Raw genomic sequence first — 18,032 nt, 5'->3', positions numbered from 1 at the left:
GCACTTTGTCAGACAGGCAGCGCGCGCCCTTCCCCGGCTTCGCCATGGTCAATTTTGCCCCTCTGGCAATAGCGGGAAACTGCATTACTCTGTTTTAACAAGAAGTCCGTTTAGGAACGGAATATGTCTCAGAAGGATCAGGAACAGGACTGGCCCAAGCAGGACATGGAGTCCGGCACGCTCACCGCGCTTGCCCACCTTTATCGCGCTGAGGTGTTTCGCAGCACCCATTGGCGCACCCGCCTCGACAACACCACCAACTGGGCCGTCGTCACCACCGGCATCGCGCTGTCCGCGACATTCTCCAACAAGGAAGCATCACCCTTGCCCATGGTGCTGGTGGGGCTGCTGGTAACTGTTTTCCTGATCTTCGAAGCTCGCCGCTACCGCTACTACAACATGTTTCGGGCGCGGGCTCGGCTGATGGAGACGGACTTTTACGCGCCCATCCTCGCCGGAGGCAAAGTACCCATGCGCGGAAGCTGGGCAACGATGCTCTCCGACGACTATGAAATGCCGCATTATCATATCTCGCTGGTCAGGGCGGCAGGACGGCGCTTGCGCAGCAACTACTCCTGGATCCTGGCGATCCAGGCTGTCGCCTACTACGGCAAGCTGGCGATACACCCTGTCCCACTGACCAGCCTTGCCGACGTGTTCCAACGGGCGGCGATAGGGCCGATCCCCGGATGGACCGTCATGCTTGCAGGTCTTGTCTTTCATACCAGCTGGGTGGTGTTTGCCATCGTGACCTTGCATCTCGACAAGCTCTACCGGGAAAAACGCCGCTCGCCAATGCAGTCGATCTGAGACAGCCGATGTCAGCTTCGAGAAGCATGTGTCTTTTCCTCCGGCAACAGGGTGTGGTATGGGCCTCTCAGTCCACTTCGGAGATTTTATGTCCTGACCTCTCGGGCACCCATCGGTGCCCATCCGCAAATCGCCTCCGGCTGCTCCGGACTGCGTTTGCCAAACCTGAAGAGAGACACCACCCGGTCGTGACCTCATGATCGGCAAAGGACAATGTTATCCAAATGATCAGACCCTATGTCAGCCAGGACGCTGAACGGATCATCCATATCTGGCGCAAGGCCAGTGAATTCGCCCACCCGTTTCTGAGCGACGACTTTCACGACATGGCCGCCACCGCCATCCGTGACATCTATCTGCCGAAAGCGGAAACCTACGTCACGGAGATCAACGGTGTTGCCGTCGGCTTCATCTCGCTGCTGGACAACTACATCGGCGGCCTGTTTCTGGACCCGCAATATCATGGACGTGGCCTCGGAAGGGCCCTTGTGGATCACGCGGTCAAACAGAAGGGGCCGCTCACCGTTGAAGTCTTCAAGGAGAATGCTCGCGGCCGGCGTTTTTACACCGCCTATGGCTTTGTGCCGACCGAAGAATACTTTCACGAGCAGGCACAGCACATCAGCATTGAAATGACGATGAAGCCCTGACAGGAAAGCGGCGGCCTGTGGGCCGCCGCACTGACATTGGCTCAGAACCGGCTTGCCGCAAAGGGCGCTGGATCGATATCAGGCCGGACACCCTCGATCATGTCAGCAATCATCTGCCCCGTGACGGCAGACTGCGTCAGACCGTGGTGGGCGTGGCCAAAGGCATAAAAGATGCCGCCATGCCGTGTTGCCGGCGAGATGACCGGCAGGCTGTCCGGAATCGACGGGCGGAACCCCATCCAGCGTTTGCCGCCTTTCGACTTGAGCTCCGGAAAAAACAGCTTTGCCTTGGCCAGCATTGCGTCCACGCGGCGCCAGTTCGGCGGCAGGTCGAGACCGCCGAATTCCACTGCCCCGCCCACGCGCAAGCCGCTCGACAGACGCGACAGGACGAACCCGTGACCGGACAGCATGATCATGCGGTTCACGTTAACGCCGGGGTCCGGGATAGTGATGTTGTAACCGCGTTCCGTATCCAGCGGGATCGGATCTCCCAGCTGCGCGGCAAGGGCCTTCGACCATGCCCCGCAGGCAATCACCAGTCGCTCGGCCGCGATCGTGCCGCCATCTTTCAGGATCACGTCACAGCCTTTGTCTTTGGGCTGCAGGCGGCTGACCTCACCAATCTCGAACTTGACACCCTGAGATGACAGCCACTCGGCAACCGAAAGGCAAAGGACCTTGGGCTCATCCACCTGCACCCAGTCCGGCACGAGTGCCCCGCCGACGACACGGGAAGAAAGGTCCGGTTCCAGATCCCGGATCGCAGATGCATCCAGCTCCTCAACCTTGATGCCGTAGTCGCGCTGCTCGGCCCAGCCCGCGCGCGAGGCTTCAAGCGACTGTACCGTATCGAACAGTTCCAGGCAGCCGTCCCGGCGCACCTGGTTGTGGGTTCCCGTTGTCCGCCAGAGCGCTTCCCACGCCGGAAGAGCGCCTCCATTCAGATCTGCCAGCGCCTTCGTGCTCTGCGCCACCTTTGCAGGGTTTGAAGCCGCCATGAAACGCAGCATCCACGGCAGGATCTTGAGCGCATAGGCCGGACGGACCGACAGGGGACCCAGCGGATCCAGCATCCATTTGAAGGCCTGTTTCCACAAGCCGGGCGACGCAAGAGGCGCGACGTCTGTCCAGGCGATGGCAGCCGCGTTGCCCTGGCTTGCGCCTGCCGCAGGGCCTTCGCGGTCCAGCACCGTCACGCCGTAACCGCGTTGCACCAGGCTGGCAGCAGTCGCCAGCCCGACGATGCCCGCACCAATCACATGGACATGTCCCTTGCTCATTCGGCGTGTCTTTTCTCGTTCGCGATCAACGACCTGTTCGGCGAAACAATGCGGGTGTCGCAAGGATCCACCGTCCAGACCAACAGTCTGTTTTCAGGTTCACCGTCCTGCCAGAACCGGCAAGGCTCGTCTAGCGGCTGACCTTCTGATATATCACTCGCACATCTGAAACATATAAAGGCCCAGACTTTCATGTCCGCAGATTTCAGCCGATCCACTCAGGCCTATCGCCTGCTGGAAGAAGAAATCGTGACCCTGAAACTGAAACCAGGGGCAACCGTAACGGAGGCCGCGCTTACACAGAGACTGGGTTTTGGCAGAACACCCATACGCGAAGCCATTCAGCGGCTGTCCTGGGAAGGCCTTTTGAACATCCGGCCGCGGCTTGGCATTGTCGTTGCGGAAATGAACCCGTCCGATTTTCTGAAGGTTCTTGAGGCCCGCCACGCTCTGGAACGTCTCGTTGCAGGGCTGGCAGCGCGGCTTGCCAGCAAGGACGACCGCAGAACCCTGGAAGCGATTGCGCTAGACATGCGCGAGGCGGCTGCGAAGCCGGACGTGGCGGACTATCTGCGCCTGGACAAAGCCTTCGACGAAGTCGTTTCGGCCGCTGCCTGCAACCCTTTTGCAGCAAAGGCCCTGGCCCCTTTGCAGACGCAGAGCCGCCGGTTCTGGTACCGCCATTTTGGTGAGGAGGATCTCACCCCGGCAGCCTGGAGCCACATGGAGGTCATGCGCGCCGTTGCTGCCGGAGACGAGGTCGCCGCGATGGATCACGCGGAAAACCTGATGCTTTACCTGCGCCGTCAGGCAACGACGCTGGTCAGCGGCTCCGGTTAGGCAGCCGCCGGAAAGTGAGACCGTGTCCGGTTTGCAAAGGCGACCAGCGACAGCATTACCGGCACTTCCACAAGAACACCGACAACCGTCGCAAGGGCAGCGCCCGAGTTCAGACCGAACAGGCTGATGGCAACGGCAACGGCAAGCTCGAAGAAGTTGGACGTCCCGATCAGCGCTGCCGGCGCGGCGGTGTTGAACGGCACCCGCCACAGATACCCCCAGGCGTAGGCGACGAAGAAAATGCCATAGCTCTGGATCAGCAGGGGAACGGCAATCAACACGATCACCAGCGGCTTTTCCAGAATGGTCTGCGCCTGAAATCCGAACAACAGGACAACGGTTGCCAGAAGACCCATGACGGAGAAGGGTTTGACCTTTGCCGTGAACTCGGCGATGCGCTCGTCGCTCCCCGATCCATCCAGCGCCTTGCGGGTAAAATAGCCGGCCACCAGCGGAATGATCACATAAAGGATCACCGACAGCAGCAAGGTCTGCCACGGTACGACAATGTCGGTCACACCAAGCAGCAGCGCAGCGATGGGCGCGAAGGCAAACACCATGATGATGTCGTTGATGGAGACCTGGACAAGCGTGTAGTTGGCATCGCCGCGCACCAGCTGGCTCCAGACGAAGACCATGGCCGTGCACGGTGCGACACCGAGCAGGATCATGCCGGCGATGTACTCTTTTGCAGTCTGCGGATCCACGAGCCCCGCGAATACGTGCTCGAAGAACAGGATGCCGAGTGCTGCCATCGTGAAGGGCTTGACCAGCCAGTTGACGACGATCGTGATGCAGAGCCCCTTGGGCTTGCGGCCGACATCCTTCAACGAGGCAAAATCGACGTTGACCATCATCGGGTAGATCATCACCCAGATGAGTACGGCCACAACCAGATTGACGCTGGCATATTCCAGAGAGGCGATCGCCTCGAAGACCCCGGGAAAGAGGGCGCCGAGCCCGACCCCGGCGGCAATGCACAAGGCAACCCAGAGCGACAAGAAGCGCTCGAAGAGCCCCATGGGTGACGTTTCCTGTGTCATTCCAACTCTCTCTCACATCGGCATTTCAGCAAACCAGGGAGCAGCGTGGAAAACCTGCCCGAGGTGTCTCAACATCAATTCGCTCAGAACCGGTCACGCAGCTTGTCTTGCTGCCGAAAGGAACCTTCCAGCATCCAGGCGTATCTGTTTCCTGAATGTCAGCACTTCCCACCTGGTTCACAGCCGCCACCGGCCACAAGCGATGCGATCGGTGCGCAGAGTTCCGGGTTGCCGCCGCAGCAATCCTGCAACAGGTAGGTCACGAGGCCCTGCATCGCTTCCAGGCTCGCCCGATAACAAATCGAGCGCCCGTCCCGTTCGGCGTGCACAAGGCCGGAACGGGACAAGGCGCCCAGGTGGGTCGACAGGGTATTCGGACGCACATCGAGTGCATCTGAGATGGCACCGGCGGTCATGCCTTCTTTTCCGGCCTTCACCAACAGGCGAAAGACGTCGAGGCGGGTTTCCTGACCAAGAGCTGCCAATGCATTCAGGGCGTCTTCTTTTTCCATATTTCGAGAATACTCGAAATATGGAATTATGCAACCCAAAAATTGCTGCGTTGCGACAAGTTGCAAACCGAAGCTGCGACCGGGCCGGAGTTGGAGCGCAGGTCGATCCCGGTACTTCCGTGACCGAAAGCAAAAAACCCCCGCTCCGGAAAGAGCGAGGGTCTTGTTTTCAGCGTCTGACAGAACTGCCGGTTCAGGCAGCCTTTGCAGCCAGTCGTTTCCTGATGCTTTCCACATCCGCATTCGGCGTCGCGGCGAACAGTGTCTTGGTGTAATCGTGCTGCGGGTTCTCGAAAACCTCGTCCCGCGTGCCGTATTCCACCACTTCACCGAAATACATCACCATCACCTTGTCTGCGATGTAGCGCACCACCGACAGGTCGTGAGAGATGAACACATAGGTGAGGCCCATCTCCTCCTGCAGGTCCGCAAGCAGGTTCAGAATCTGTGCCTGGACCGACAGGTCAAGCGCGGAGACCGGCTCGTCGAGCACCAGCAACTTCGGCTTCATCATGATCGCCCGCGCAATCGCGATGCGCTGACGCTGGCCACCGGAGAACATGTGCGGATAACGGCCGTAGTGCTCCGGCTGCAACCCGACCTTCTCCAGCATCTGCAGCGCCAGGTCACGGCGCTCTGCCGACGGCATGTCGGTGTTCAGGAGAAGCGGCTCTTCCAGAACATGGCCGATCTTCTGGCGCGGGTTCAGCGAGCCATAGGGGTTCTGGAAAACGATCTGCACCTTCTGGCGCATTTCGCGGGAAATACCGGTCTTGGAGATATCGATCGGCAGGCCATCGATCTCGATAAGGCCGGAAGACTGCGCGTCGATCATGGTGAGCATGCGCGCAAGGGTCGACTTGCCACAGCCACTTTCGCCGACCACGGCAAGGGTGGTGCCGCGTTCCACATCCAGGTTCACGCCCTTGACGGCGGTCAGGGTCGACGCCTTCTTGAACATGCCGCCCTTGATGTCATAGGTCCGGTACAGATCGCGGACCTTGAGGATCACATCGTCAGCCATCTCAGAAACCTCCCGCTTCGGCAAAGTCGCTCACCGTCGGCAAGCGGTCGCCCGTGGCATTTTCCGGCAGTGCTGAAAGCAATGCCTTCGTATACGGGTTCTTGGGGTTTTCGAAGAGGGACAGCACGTCGGCCTCCTCCATCTTGCGGCCCTTGTACTGCACGATGACACGATCGGCCGTTTCGGCCACCACACCCATGTCATGGGTAATCATGATCAGCCCCATGCCGCTGTCCTGCTGCAGCTTGACCAGGAGATCCAGGATCTGTTTCTGGATCGTCACGTCAAGGGCAGTCGTCGGCTCGTCGGCGATCAGCAGTTTCGGCGCACAGGCAATTGCCATGGCGATCATCACACGCTGGCACTGGCCGCCGGACATCTGATGCGGAAATGCGGACAGGCGTTCGGCTGGGTTCGGAATACCGACGGAAGTCAGGATCTCGACCACCCGGTCCCGGGCCTGACGTCCCTTCAACCCCATGTGGGTCTTCAGTGTTTCACCGAGCTGGAAGCCGACCGTGAAACACGGGTTGAGGCTGGCAATCGGCTCCTGGAAGATCATCGAGATGTCTTTCCCGATAACCCGGCGCCGTTCCTTGGCCGACAGGGTGCGCAGGTCGAGACCCTCGAATTCCATCTTGTCGGCGGTGATCGTTGCCGTGTTCGGGAGCAGACCCATGGTCGCCAGCATGGCGACGGATTTTCCGGACCCGGATTCGCCGACGATCGCCAGGACCTCGCCCGCATCGACCGCATAATCAACACCGTCAAGCGCCTTGAACGGGCCCTTGGCGGTGTCGAACTCGACCTTCAGGTTTCTGATTTCAAGAAGAGACATGGCTTAGCTCCTCTTCAGTTTCGGGTCGAGCGCATCGCGCAGGCCGTCACCGACCAGGTTGATGGCAAGAACGGTGATCAGGATCGCCAGACCCGGGAAGGTTACCACCCACCAGGCGCGCAGGATGAATTCGCGCGCTTCGGCAAGCATGGTGCCCCATTCCGGTGTTGGCGGCTGTGCCCCCATACCCAGAAAGCCAAGGGCAGCCGCATCCAGGATCGCGTTGGAGAACGACAGCGTCGCCTGAACGATCAGCGGCGCCAGACAGTTCGGCAGGATCGTCTTGAACATCAGCCGCATATGCCCGGCACCTGCCACCTTCGCCGCGACGACATAGTCCCGTGTGCGTTCGGACAGGACGGCCGCGCGGGTCAGACGCACGAAATGCGGCTGCAGCACGATGGCAATTGCGATCATGGCGTTGATCAGCCCGGGCCCCAGGATAGCCACCAGCACGAGGGCCAGCAGAAGCGAAGGGAATGCCAGGATGATGTCCATCACACGCATGATCAGCGTGTCGGTCATGCCGCGCATGTAACCGGCGACAAGGCCGATCACGACACCGCCGACAAGGGCGATGGTGACGACGACAACACCGATGAACAGCGAGAAGCGCGCGCCGAAGATGAGGCGCGAAAGAATATCACGGCCAACGGCATCCGTTCCCAGCAGGAACGCGGCCTTGCCGCCCTCCTCCCAGACCGGAGGCACGAGGAAACTGTCGCGATACTGGAAGTCGGGACTATGCGGTGCGACCAGCGGCGCGAAGATGGCCATGAGGACCAGCAACGCGAACACCACGAGGCCGACAACGGCACCCTTGTTCTGTGAGAAGTAGTACCAGAACTCGACAAGCTGCGCCTTGGTGGCGTTGCGGCTTTCTGCCTGGAGCTTGGTCTGATCGGCTTTCGCAGCCGGCGAGGTATTTGTCATTTTCCTTGTCCCCGGCTCAGTTGTGGCGAATACGCGGATTGATCAGGCCGTAGAGCACGTCCACGATCAGGTTGACCATCATGATGATCCCGGCAATCAGCAGCAGACCACCCTGGACCACGAAGTAGTCGCGGCGCGAGATGCTGTCGACGAGCCATTTGCCGATGCCCGGCCAGGAGAAGATAGTCTCTGTCAGGATCGCGCCGGCAAGAAGCACGCCGACCTGCAGGCCGATGGTGGTCACCACCGGGATAAGGGCATTGCGCAGCGCATGCAGACCGATCACCGCGCGGGGCGGCAGACCTTTCGCACGGGCCGTGCGCACGTAGTCCTCGCCCAGAACTTCCAGCATGGCGGATCGTGTCTGGCGTGCAATCACTGCCATCGGAATGGTCGCCAGAACGATGGACGGCAGGATCAGGTGCCGGACGGCGGAGAGGAAAGCGCCCTTCTCGCCGGACAGCAGACTGTCTATCAGCATGAAGCCGGTGACCTGCGGGAAGAAGAACATCAGCGAGATGCGCCCGGAGACCGGTGTCCAGCCGAGGGTTCCCGAAAACAGGATGATCAGCAGCAGGCCCCACCAGAAGATCGGCATCGAGTAGCCGACCAGCGCCGTGCCCATGATTGCCTGATCGGCAACCGATCCGCGCTTCACGGCCGCGAAGATGCCGGCGGGAATGCCAAGGCAGACGGCAATGATGATGGCGCAGAGCGCGAGTTCGGCAGTCGCCGGAAACAGTGTCAGAAATTCATCCAGCACCGGCTTCTTCGACACGAAGGACGTGCCCAGATCCCCCTGGAAGATACCTGCGATGTAGTCGAGGTACTGTTGCCAGAGCGGTTTGTCGAAGCCAAGCTGGCCAAGGACCTGAGCCCTCCGCTCATCAGATATACCGCGCTCGCCGGCGAGCAGTTCGGCAGGATCGCCGGGCAGCATGCGGATAAACGAGAAGGCGACGAGGGTGACGCCGAAGAATGTCGGTATCAACAGGCCGAGACGACCTAGAAGAAAGCGAAGCATGTCAGGTTCCAGATACGAAGAGCCAGCGGAAACGACCTGATGTCAGGAAAGCATCCGCCGGCCAGAATGTCCGAAGGCGCCAGCATTGCTGCCAGCGCCCTCTTCGAGTTAGGCGGATTTACTCCGCAATGTCCACGCCGTCAAACCAGTGGCCGCCGAGCGGGTCCATGACGTAGCCAGAGACCTTGGAGGACATCGGCATGAAGACCACGGAGTGCGCGATGGTTGCCCACGGAGCCTGCTCCTTGAACACGACCTGTGCCTCTTCGTAGAGCTTTGTGCGCTCTTCCTTGCTGGTCACGGTCTTTGCCTTCTTGATCAGCGCGTCGAACTCTTCGTTGCACCACTGGGCGCGGTTGGAGCCGCCGACACCGTCACAGCCGAGCAGAACGGCCAGGAAGTTGTCCGGGTCGCCGTTGTCACCGGTCCAGCCGAGAAGCACGGCACCGTCACGGTTCTCGTCCTTGGAACGGGACAGGTATTCACCCCATTCGTAGGAAACGATCTCGACGTTCACGCCGACGTTCGCGAAATCGGCCTGCATGACTTCAGCCATACGACGAGCGTTCGGGTTGTACGGACGCTGTACCGGCATTGCCCAGATCTTCATGGAAAGATCAGATACACCAGCTGCTGCCAGCATTTCCTTGGCCAGTTCCGGATTGTAGTCGTCGTCTTCAACGGCGTCGTTGTAGGACCACATGGTCGGCGGGATCGGGTTCTTCGCAGCCTGGCCGGAGCCCTGGAAAACTGCGTCGAGGATCGCCTGCTTGTTGATCGCGTGGTTCAGCGCCTTGCGGACTTCCGGCTTGTCGAACGGTGCCTGCTTGGTGTTGTAAGCGAGGTAACCGACATTCAGGCCCTGCTGTTCCATCAGGGTCAGGTTGCCGTCAGCCTTGATGTCGGCGATGTCGGCCGGTGCCGGGTACGGCATGACGTGACATTCACCGGCCTTCAGCTTCTGAAGACGCACGGCTGCATCCGGAGTGATCGCGAAGATCAGGTTGTCGACCGGCTGCTTGCCACCCCAGTAGTCCGGGTTTGCCGCATAACGGATCACGGCGTCCTTCTGGTAACCCACGAAGGAGAACGGACCGGTGCCGACCGGCTGCTGGTTCAGCTGTTCCTTGGAACCTGCTGCTTCAAGCTGCGCTGCGTATTCGGCGGACACGACGGAAGCGAAGTCCATCGCCAGGTTGGCGATCATCGGTGCTTCCGGACGGTTCAGGACGAACTTGACCGTGTAGTCGTCAACCCTGACGATTTCCTTGATCAGGTCCGGCATGGACATGCCGTCGAAATATTCCCACGCGGTACCGGCGGTGTATTCGTGCCACGGATGATCCTTCTTCAGCTGACGCTCGAAGGTGAAGATCACGTCGTCTGCATTGAATTCACGGGTCGGCGTGAAGAAGCTGGTGGTGTGGAACTTCACACCCTGACGCAGCTTGAAGGTGTATTCCAGACCGTCTTCGGAAACTTCCCAGCTTTCAGCCAGGCCCGGCAGCACTTCGGTCGTGCCGCGCTTGAACTCGACAAGCCGGTTGTAGATCGGCTTGGAGGAAGCGTCGAACGTCGTGCCTGCGGTGTAAAGTGCAGCATCAAAGCCTTCAGGCGAACCTTCAGAGCAATAAACCAGGTTTTTTGCAGAAGCGCCGGTTGCTGCAATCACAGCAAGGCTTACGCCAAGAAGGGATGCCTTCAAGGTTTTTTGGAAATTCATCAAACTGTTCTCCCCTTGATGAAGAGCAAGGGCCTTGCATCGTTGAATCGCGCAAAGGAGTTAAGCCCAAGCCAGCGCAAACTAAGGCGTTTTTTTGGCAGAAAATCAACTGCCAACATATTTCTAATTTGAGGATGTTTTTGAAATTTTTTTGCTAGGTAAGAGTTGCTGCCGTAAATTTTTAATGCGGCAACGTTAACTCACGAGAAACAAATACCGCAACGGCAGCGTTTTTCAAGCTTCATCTAACCGCCTGAAAACAAAAGGCTCCCGCAATAACGGGAGCCTCTGAATTTCTCAACCCTGCGTAGAACGCGTTCGTTTGACAGCGTCCTGCCATCCGGCAAGCAATCTGGCCCGCTCACTTTCCTGTAAACGCGGCTCGAAACGCTTTTCCAGCTTCCATTCTGCCGAAAATGCCTCGGCGCCAGGCCAGACACCTGCCTTCGATCCGGCGAGCCACGCTGCCCCGAGCGCCGTCGTTTCCGGGACAGTCGGCCGGTCGACCGGCGCGCCCAGAATGTCGGCCAGGAACTGCATCGTCCAGTCGGATGCCGTCATGCCGCCATCGACACGGAGCACCGGTTGTTCAGCCTCCGGCCAGTCTGCCCGCATGGCTTCAACCAGGTCGCTGGTCTGGTAACCAACGCTTTGCAGGACCGCCCGGGCAATTTCCTTCGGACCCGTATTTCGCGTCAGACCGAACAGCGCGCCCCGGGCGTCCGCGTCCCAATAGGGAGCGCCAAGACCAACGAAGGCAGGAACTAGGTAGACGTCCTGGTTCGGATCCGCCTGTTCGGCAAGCGACTGCGTGTCGCCGGCACTTTCGATGAGACCCAGACCGTCGCGCAGCCACTGGACGGCAGCACCGGCAACGAAGATCGACCCTTCGAGCGCATATGTGGTTTCGCCGTTCAGCCTGTAGGCGATGGTCGTCAGCATGCGGTTGTTGGACCGGACCGGTTTGGACCCGGTGTTCATCAGTGCAAAGCAACCCGTGCCGTAGGTGGACTTGACCATTCCCGGCTTGAAGCATGCCTGCCCGACCGTCGCGGCCTGCTGGTCGCCGGCAACACCGAGGATCGGTATTGCCCGGCCGAACAATTCCGTATCGGTGACGCCGAAATCATCCGCACTGTCCTTGACCTCGGGCAGCAGGTTCTGCGGGATGTTGAGGAGCTTGCAAAGCTCTTCATCCCACTTGTTTTCGTGAATGTTGTAGATCAGCGTCCGGGAAGCGTTGGTGGCATCGGTTGCGTGCACCTTGCCGCCCGTGAGTTGCCAGATCAGCCATGTGTCGACGGTGCCGAAGGCAAGCTCACCGCGTTCCGCACGCTCGCGCACACCGTCCACATTGTCGAGGATCCAGGCGATCTTGGTTCCGGAAAAATAGGGATCCAGCAACAGGCCTGTCTTGGCGGAAAAAACTCCTTCGCGGCCTTCCGAGCGCAATTTCGCGCAGAAATCGGCCGTACGCCGGTCCTGCCAGACAATGGCGTTGTAGACCGGTTCGCCCGTTGAGCGGTCCCAGACAAGGGTGGTTTCCCGCTGGTTAGTGATCCCGATCGCGGCAACATCCGCGCCACCGGACGGTGCCTTTTCCAGCGCCTCCCGGCACACGCGCAGCGTGCTCGTCCAGATATCGGCCGGCGAATGCTCCACCCAACCCGACTTCGGGAAGTGTTGCGGAAACTCCTGCTGCCCCACACTGATTGGATGGAAATCGTCGCCGAAGACAATTGCCCGGCTCGACGTCGTGCCCTGGTCTATTGCCAAAACACATCCGGCCATGGCGCACCTCCCGTTTTCTTCTTGTCATGAAAACTGCCGGCAAGGCCGGCAGGTCATCTGGTTCCGTTTGATAAAACTATGCCGCAGCGCCGGCCTGCTCCGCAAGATAAGCCGACAGATAGGTGTCCAGCTCGGCGGCTTCCTCCCCGCTGAGTCGCAACCCCAGTTTCGTCCGTCGCCACAGGATGTCCTGCGCACTGCGGGCCCATTCGCGGCGGACCAGCCATTTCACTTCCGCTTCATGAAGATTGTAGCCAAAACAGCGGCCGAGATCTTCGAGCGTCTTTGCTTCCCCGAGTATGAAGCGCGCATCCGTGCCGTAAAGACGGGTCAGACGAGTGGCGAAGACCTTGTCCAGGAACGGATAATCGGCCTCGAGGCGTGACACTTCCGCGTCGAACTCGCTCACCTTGAAATCACCGCCCGGCAGCGGCGCATATGCCGTCCAAACCCCGCGCTTGAAAGGCAGATACGGCTCCAACTTTTCCAGGACATGCTCGGCAAGCTTGCGATAGGTCGTGATCTTGCCGCCAAAGACGGACAGGATCGCCGGCTTTGCATCGCCCGCATCCAGCTCAAGCACATAGTCGCGCGTCGCTGCCTTGGCATCCTTTGCGCCGTCATCGTAGAGCGGGCGGACGCCGGAATAGGTATGGACCACGTCTTCAGGCGTGATCGCATTTGCCAGATACTCGCTCGCCGCCTTGCACAGATACGCGATCTCGTCCTTCGAGATCTCGACCTTGCTCAGGTCATCCTGGAAATCGACATCGGTCGTGCCAATCAGCGTGAAGTCGTTTTCATAAGGAATGGCGAACACGATCCGGCCATCGCCGTTCTGGAAGATGAAGCAACGGTCGTGTTCGAACTGGCGCTTGACGATGATGTGGCTGCCCTTGACCAGCCGGACGCTGGAACTGTTGTTCGCCCCGGTAACGCCGCTCAGCATGTCCGCAACCCACGGCCCGGCGGCATTGACCAGCACATTGGCAGTGACGGTCTTTTCCTCGCCGCTTGCCAGTTCTTTCAGAACGACCTGCCAGACGTCGCCGTCCCGCCGTGCGCTGATGCATTTGGTTCGGGTCTGGATTTCGGCACCGCGATCAGCCGCATCGCGCGCATTCAGAACCACCAGCCGGGCATCGTCCACCCAGCAGTCCGAATATTCGAAACCCTTCTTGAAGAGCTTCTTGAGCCCTTGCGAGAACGGAGCCTGATCCAGACGCACGGTCTTTGTGGCCGGCAGCAGTTCCCGCCCGCCGAGATGGTCATACATGAAGAGACCGAGCCGCAGGAGCCATGCCGGACGCAGGTCCTTGTGGTGCGGCAGGATGAACCGGAGCGGCCAGGCAATGTGCGGCGCTGCGCGCCACAGCACTTCACGCTCTTTCAGCGCTTTGCGCACCAGACCGAACTCGTAATATTCCAGATAGCGCAGCCCGCCGTGGATGAGCTTGGTCGAGGCCGACGATGTGGCGCCGGCAAGGTCACCCATTTCGACCAGAAGAACCGAAGCCCCCCGGCCGACCGCGTCGCGAGCGATGCCCGTTCCGTTGATGCCCCCACCAATGATCAAAAGATCGTAATCCGCAGCCATAACTGTCCCCGGCCTGTGTTTTTGCGTCTCAGGATTGAAAATGAAAATAAAACGAAACTTCTCGAAATTCAATCAACAATTTCGCACACCAAGACGAAACACCCCGGCAAGAAGCTTGCGCCTCCGCCGGGGTTGAATAGACCACTCAGAAACTACAAGGTATTGATCTGTCTAGTTTTCTCCGTCCTCTGCCGGAGCATCGTCCTCCAACTGGGTCGAAGAAACGTCAACCTTCTTGCGCTGTTTCGGTTTGTTCCCGTCTTCCACGAAAGGAGGCGTAGCGGCGTGATAGGTCACTTGCGGGAACGGGATTTCGATATTCCGTTCGTCAAAGACCTGTTTGACGAATTCGTTATACGCACGCCCGACGCCCCACTGATCCCCCGGGACGGTCTTGATGCGACCGCGGATATCAATGGAGCTGGCACCGAAATTGGTAACGCCGTGCATTTCGAAATCACCGATGATCTTGGGTCCGAAATCCGTTTCCTTCAGTCTGCGGAAGGCTTCCAGCATGGCGTCCTTGGCGTGGGTGATATTCGTGTCGTAGGCAACACCGATCAGCGCGACATGATAGGAGAAGCCGCGCATGAAGTTGGACACCATGTCGACCGACGAGAACGGAATGATGTGGGTTGTTCCATCGATATCGCGCATGCGCACCGACCGGACGGTGATCCCCTCGACCGTTCCCGTTATCCCGGCAACGGTGACGACGTCGCCTTCGTTGATGGCATTCTCGACCTGGATGAAGGCACCGGTGATGATGTCCTTGACCAGGGTCTGCGCACCGAAGGAAATCGCCAGACCGACGACACCGGCACCGGCGATCAGCGGACCGATATCGACACCGACTTCCGACAGCGACAAGAGCAGTGCCATCACCACGATGACGACCGTCGATGCATTGCGGAACAACTGGAACAGCGTGCGTTCGCGCGCTGTAACGATGTATCCGGAACGTGACTGCAGCCTGAGGTCCACCCACGACATGACGGCAAGCCAGATCATGAAAGCGACGAGCAGGACCAGGAAGGCAGAACCGTAGCTGCTCAGAAGCTGCACCCCGGCTTCGCTGACCAGCCATTCGGCAACCGTCAACAGACCCCAGATCTCCAGAAGCAGCAACACCGTCACCAGGAAGACGGCGAACCGGATGAACTTCAGAAGGCGCGGCACAAAGGCGTTCAGCCGGCTTTGAAGCGCCGGAAGGGTCCGGTTCAGGTCGTCCGGCAGGCGTATCCCGCCCTTGATGGCCTTGGTGACGACCAGAGAAATGGCCATGCCCGCCATGATGGTGAGGATCGACAGACCCGTTGCCCGCAGAATAATGGTTGTCGCATCAAACGGCCGGGTCACCCAGATGATGAAAACCGCCGCGATATAGCCGTAGGCAGCCAGGTGCCAGAGTTGGCCGACGAGCACGAGCGCGCGCTTGGCAAGAGCGCTCTGCAGATGCTCGGCGTAATCCCGCGCACCCACGTTCACCCGGTGCCTGTTCTGGTGCACCAGCACCAGAAGATAGATCATCCCGAGAAGCACGACGAGGAACCGCAAGGCGTTGCCGAGCACGAAGGAAACCGCAACATTGGCGATCGGCACGGCCAGGAACAGGCCGAAGACCATCCAGTACATGAACAACCGCAAACGGCCGTACCAGTAGAGCGAACTCTCATCGGTGAACGGCAGCAGCCGCAGTTCCGGCCGCCCCGGCGCGAATATGAAGCGCAGCGAGACGTTGGCCATGCCGAGGATGAAAAACGCGTTCAGCGCCAGGCTTTCCTGAAGCGTTACGCCTGCATTTATTCCACCGAAGCTTGCCAGGGCCGCCGCGTTGCCGACGGCCCAACCGACGCCTACAGTCACTGCATCGACGACCGATGTCAGAACAAGAATGAAGCTGCGCGTCAGCCCACCGCCGTAACGCGCATAGAGCGACATGCGTGGATAGAGTGCCTTCGCGATCAACTGGCTGGCAAAAAAGCCGAGATAAGCTGCAAGAAGCACGATGCCGACCTGGATCGCGATATCCTCGACCCGGTCCCATTTCACCGGGATATCGCCGCGCGCAACCAGAACCAGGCCGTTCAACGAGCGCATTGCCTGCTCCAAGAGATAGCCCGCGTCATCGACCAGAACCCGTGTGTATTCACCGATCCGAAGGGCGAAGTTTTCCTGCTGCAGGGGTTGAGAGATACCCTGAACCGGAATTGCAGCTTCATTCCCGGGAACCTGCCTGTCACCATCAGCAGGCTGACCGTCCCCTGTGCTTTTCTGCAAGAGATCGATCAACGCTGCCCGGCTTTCAGGGTCGTTCAGGACCTTTATCAGGGCCTGGCTCGCCTGTTCGACATCGGCCGGCGGCGCTTGCTCTTGCGCCGGGGCCTGCCCCCCGCTTTCCTGAGCCAGAACCGGAGCCAACCCGGCAAGCATCATTGTCATCAGGGCAAAGAGGCAGCAGCGCAAAATCTTCATTTCAAACTCTTGTCAATTCCAGGAAGACCGGCGGGGGTCCGGCCATGGCAGGGACAATATGGAGGAACGCTCGCGGATGAAAAGGGTTCAGACTGCTGTCTTCGGACATTTTTTAGGTACTATTATAAAACGCAAGTTTCCCGTGCAGTAACGACCGCATCAAAACCAGCAGAAACAAGGATTCACTGGAAATCGCAAAAAGATTTCACCTTTACGCAAGGTAATATGCCAGCCTCCATTTATCGGGTAACGTAATAATAACAATATGGGCGCCAATCTGGCCCGACGAGGAGGAAGGATGCCCAGGTCCTTGATCAAGCTTGCACAGGAAGGCACAGACGAGGCGCGACGACGGCTGTTCGCGCAGGTGAGCGAACTTGTGATCGCGAACCTCGATGAGCGGACCGACCGGGAACTGGCAATCTTCTCCGAAGTAATCATCAAACTGTACAGTGTCGGCTCGCCCAGGGATCGTGCCAGGCTGGCCCACAAGCTCGCTTCGCAAGTCAACACCCCGCCGGAGCTTGCCCGCAAGATCGCCGAAGACGACGTCAATGTGGCCATGCCCCTGCTTGCGCAAAGCCCCGCGCTAACCCAGGAAGACCTGATCGACTTTGTCGAACGGTTGAGCAACAGTCACCTACAGGTGATTGCCCGCCGCACCGACCTCTCGCCCGAAGTCTCAGATGCCATTGCCGAAAAAGGCGACCGCCCGGTGCACCGCATTCTGGCCGGCAACCGCGAGATCAAACTGTCCCGCGAAACCATGCTGAGTTTCGTCAAATACGCCACGGAAGACGTGGTCCTGCGCGAGGACCTGTGCCTGCGCTCCGATCTTTCCCCTGCAGTGTGCCGGGCCTTGCTGCCGCTTGTGGACGATGAAACCAAGAAGCGACTGCGCAGTATCATCGAAGGTTCCCTGTCGCAGGATCAACTGGACCAGATCGCAAGACTGAAGGTGCTGCGCCGGGAGTTCGGCGATGCCCTCAACAATCCGGACATGACCCTTCTATGGCGGGAAGCGGAGCGTGCGGAAATCACCGTCAACGAGCTTATGATTCTGTTGCTGCAGGATGGCCGCTTCAATCATGCGATCGAGCTGCTCAGCGCGCGCGGCCGCACGGCCCAGACGGCACTCAAGGATGCGGTCTTCAACGGCAAGAAGGATCTGGTTCTCAGAACCGCGGAGAAAGCCGGCCTCGACACGCCAACCTTCGCCCTTTTCGCCAAGGTTCGCTGCGACCACTTGAAGATCCCGGCAACGCAGGGCTCCGAATGGACGGCCACCTACAAGAAGTTTCTCGACAGCACGGCACAGACCAAACAATCCCGATGCGGTGATTTCCAGGCGAACCGGCGGGAAAAGAAACCAAGACCCACGGGTGATCGTCCCGGACGTGTCGCGGCAATGTAGCGACAACGCGCAGCGTTGCTTCGCGCCAACCGACTTTTCGAAGCGCAACCTTGTCAGCGCTTTTTCCAGTCCGCG

15 protein-coding genes are annotated in these 18,032 nt (G+C 59.4%); 4 read left to right on the top strand and 11 right to left on the bottom strand.

Translation table 11 applies throughout. From position 1 onward, the window contains the following. The first annotated feature begins 123 nt into the window (after positions 1-123). Positions 124-810 carry a DUF2270 domain-containing protein gene (locus FIV03_RS11115; RefSeq protein ID WP_152509580.1) on the top strand — a complete coding sequence of 229 codons (687 nt, stop codon included), beginning with the start codon at positions 124-126 and terminating at the stop codon, positions 808-810. A gap of 224 nt (positions 811-1,034) precedes the next feature. After that, positions 1,035-1,460, top strand: coding sequence for a GNAT family N-acetyltransferase (locus FIV03_RS11110; protein WP_152509579.1), 426 nt, complete (start codon positions 1,035-1,037; stop codon positions 1,458-1,460). A gap of 41 nt (positions 1,461-1,501) precedes the next feature. Here the strand turns inward: FIV03_RS11110 and FIV03_RS11105 are convergent, their stop codons facing one another. After that, complete coding sequence (locus FIV03_RS11105; protein ID WP_152509578.1) at positions 1,502-2,743, bottom strand: FAD-dependent oxidoreductase; 1,242 nt, start codon at positions 2,741-2,743, stop codon at positions 1,502-1,504. Positions 2,744-2,935: 192 nt separating this feature from the next. Here FIV03_RS11105 and FIV03_RS11100 point away from each other — a divergent pair, with 192 nt between their 5' ends. Beyond that, the gene (locus FIV03_RS11100; protein ID WP_152509577.1) at positions 2,936-3,583 is read left to right on the top strand and encodes a GntR family transcriptional regulator; all 648 of its coding nucleotides are present in this window, start codon (positions 2,936-2,938) and stop codon (positions 3,581-3,583) included. Here the strand turns inward: FIV03_RS11100 and arsB are convergent. From arsB to FIV03_RS11050, 10 genes are all read right to left on the bottom strand, one after another. Further along, a complete protein-coding gene (gene arsB, locus FIV03_RS11095; protein WP_152509576.1) occupies positions 3,580-4,626 on the bottom strand; it encodes an ACR3 family arsenite efflux transporter in 1,047 nt (348 codons plus the stop codon). The two genes, FIV03_RS11100 and arsB, sit on opposite strands and share 4 nt — an antisense overlap. Positions 4,627-4,784: 158 nt before the next feature. Next, positions 4,785-5,138, bottom strand: a complete 354-nt coding sequence (locus FIV03_RS11090; RefSeq protein WP_055661220.1) for a metalloregulator ArsR/SmtB family transcription factor — start codon at positions 5,136-5,138, stop codon at positions 4,785-4,787. Positions 5,139-5,331: 193 nt separating this feature from the next. Further along, positions 5,332-6,162, bottom strand: a complete 831-nt coding sequence (locus FIV03_RS11085; RefSeq protein WP_023003393.1) for a dipeptide ABC transporter ATP-binding protein — start codon at positions 6,160-6,162, stop codon at positions 5,332-5,334. A gap of 1 nt (position 6,163) precedes the next feature. Next, positions 6,164-7,000, bottom strand: coding sequence for an ABC transporter ATP-binding protein (locus FIV03_RS11080; protein ID WP_152509575.1), 837 nt, complete (start codon positions 6,998-7,000; stop codon positions 6,164-6,166). Positions 7,001-7,003: 3 nt separating this feature from the next. After that, a complete protein-coding gene (locus FIV03_RS11075; RefSeq protein WP_023003395.1) occupies positions 7,004-7,933 on the bottom strand; it encodes an ABC transporter permease subunit in 930 nt (309 codons plus the stop codon). A 16-nt stretch (positions 7,934-7,949) separates the two neighbouring features. Next, entirely contained in the window at positions 7,950-8,957 is a 1,008-nt protein-coding gene (locus tag FIV03_RS11070) for an ABC transporter permease subunit (RefSeq protein ID WP_023003396.1), read from the bottom strand. 118 nt (positions 8,958-9,075) lie between these two features. Further along, entirely contained in the window at positions 9,076-10,680 is a 1,605-nt protein-coding gene (locus tag FIV03_RS11065) for an ABC transporter substrate-binding protein (RefSeq protein ID WP_023003397.1), read from the bottom strand. A gap of 297 nt (positions 10,681-10,977) precedes the next feature. Then, positions 10,978-12,471, bottom strand: coding sequence for a glycerol kinase GlpK (glpK, locus tag FIV03_RS11060; RefSeq protein WP_152509574.1), 1,494 nt, complete (start codon positions 12,469-12,471; stop codon positions 10,978-10,980). 76 nt (positions 12,472-12,547) lie between these two features. Next, a complete protein-coding gene (gene glpD, locus FIV03_RS11055) occupies positions 12,548-14,068 on the bottom strand; it encodes a glycerol-3-phosphate dehydrogenase (protein ID WP_152509573.1) in 1,521 nt (506 codons plus the stop codon). Between the two features lie 171 nt (positions 14,069-14,239). Further along, positions 14,240-16,543 carry a mechanosensitive ion channel domain-containing protein gene (locus FIV03_RS11050; RefSeq protein ID WP_209009936.1) on the bottom strand — a complete coding sequence of 768 codons (2,304 nt, stop codon included), beginning with the start codon at positions 16,541-16,543 and terminating at the stop codon, positions 14,240-14,242. A gap of 298 nt (positions 16,544-16,841) precedes the next feature. On the opposite strand from FIV03_RS11050, the gene FIV03_RS11045 reads away from it, so the two are divergent. Continuing rightward, a complete protein-coding gene (locus FIV03_RS11045; RefSeq protein ID WP_152509572.1) occupies positions 16,842-17,957 on the top strand; it encodes a DUF2336 domain-containing protein in 1,116 nt (371 codons plus the stop codon). The last annotated feature ends 75 nt before the right edge of the window (positions 17,958-18,032 follow it).

Source organism: Labrenzia sp. THAF187b (assembly GCF_009363375.1).
GTDB classification, from domain to species: Bacteria; Pseudomonadota; Alphaproteobacteria; order Rhizobiales; family Stappiaceae; genus Roseibium; species Roseibium algicola.
This window is presented reverse-complemented; position numbering and strand designations above follow the sequence as displayed.

Coding starts and splice junctions, on each gene's coding strand:
- arsB (WP_152509576.1), bottom strand. CDS start 4,626: ATGACACAGGAAACGTCACCCATGGGGCTCTTCGAGCGCTTCTTGTCG.
- FIV03_RS11110 (WP_152509579.1), top strand. CDS start 1,035: ATGATCAGACCCTATGTCAGCCAGGACGCTGAACGGATCATCCATATC.
- glpK (WP_152509574.1), bottom strand. CDS start 12,471: ATGGCCGGATGTGTTTTGGCAATAGACCAGGGCACGACGTCGAGCCGG.
- FIV03_RS11080 (WP_152509575.1), bottom strand. CDS start 7,000: ATGTCTCTTCTTGAAATCAGAAACCTGAAGGTCGAGTTCGACACCGCC.
- FIV03_RS11070 (WP_023003396.1), bottom strand. CDS start 8,957: ATGCTTCGCTTTCTTCTAGGTCGTCTCGGCCTGTTGATACCGACATTC.
- glpD (WP_152509573.1), bottom strand. CDS start 14,068: ATGGCTGCGGATTACGATCTTTTGATCATTGGTGGGGGCATCAACGGA.
- FIV03_RS11115 (WP_152509580.1), top strand. CDS start 124: ATGTCTCAGAAGGATCAGGAACAGGACTGGCCCAAGCAGGACATGGAG.
- FIV03_RS11085 (WP_023003393.1), bottom strand. CDS start 6,162: ATGGCTGACGATGTGATCCTCAAGGTCCGCGATCTGTACCGGACCTAT.
- FIV03_RS11105 (WP_152509578.1), bottom strand. CDS start 2,743: ATGAGCAAGGGACATGTCCATGTGATTGGTGCGGGCATCGTCGGGCTG.
- FIV03_RS11100 (WP_152509577.1), top strand. CDS start 2,936: ATGTCCGCAGATTTCAGCCGATCCACTCAGGCCTATCGCCTGCTGGAA.
- FIV03_RS11090 (WP_055661220.1), bottom strand. CDS start 5,138: ATGGAAAAAGAAGACGCCCTGAATGCATTGGCAGCTCTTGGTCAGGAA.
- FIV03_RS11075 (WP_023003395.1), bottom strand. CDS start 7,933: ATGACAAATACCTCGCCGGCTGCGAAAGCCGATCAGACCAAGCTCCAG.
- FIV03_RS11065 (WP_023003397.1), bottom strand. CDS start 10,680: ATGAATTTCCAAAAAACCTTGAAGGCATCCCTTCTTGGCGTAAGCCTT.
- FIV03_RS11050 (WP_209009936.1), bottom strand. CDS start 16,543: ATGAAGATTTTGCGCTGCTGCCTCTTTGCCCTGATGACAATGATGCTT.
- FIV03_RS11045 (WP_152509572.1), top strand. CDS start 16,842: ATGCCCAGGTCCTTGATCAAGCTTGCACAGGAAGGCACAGACGAGGCG.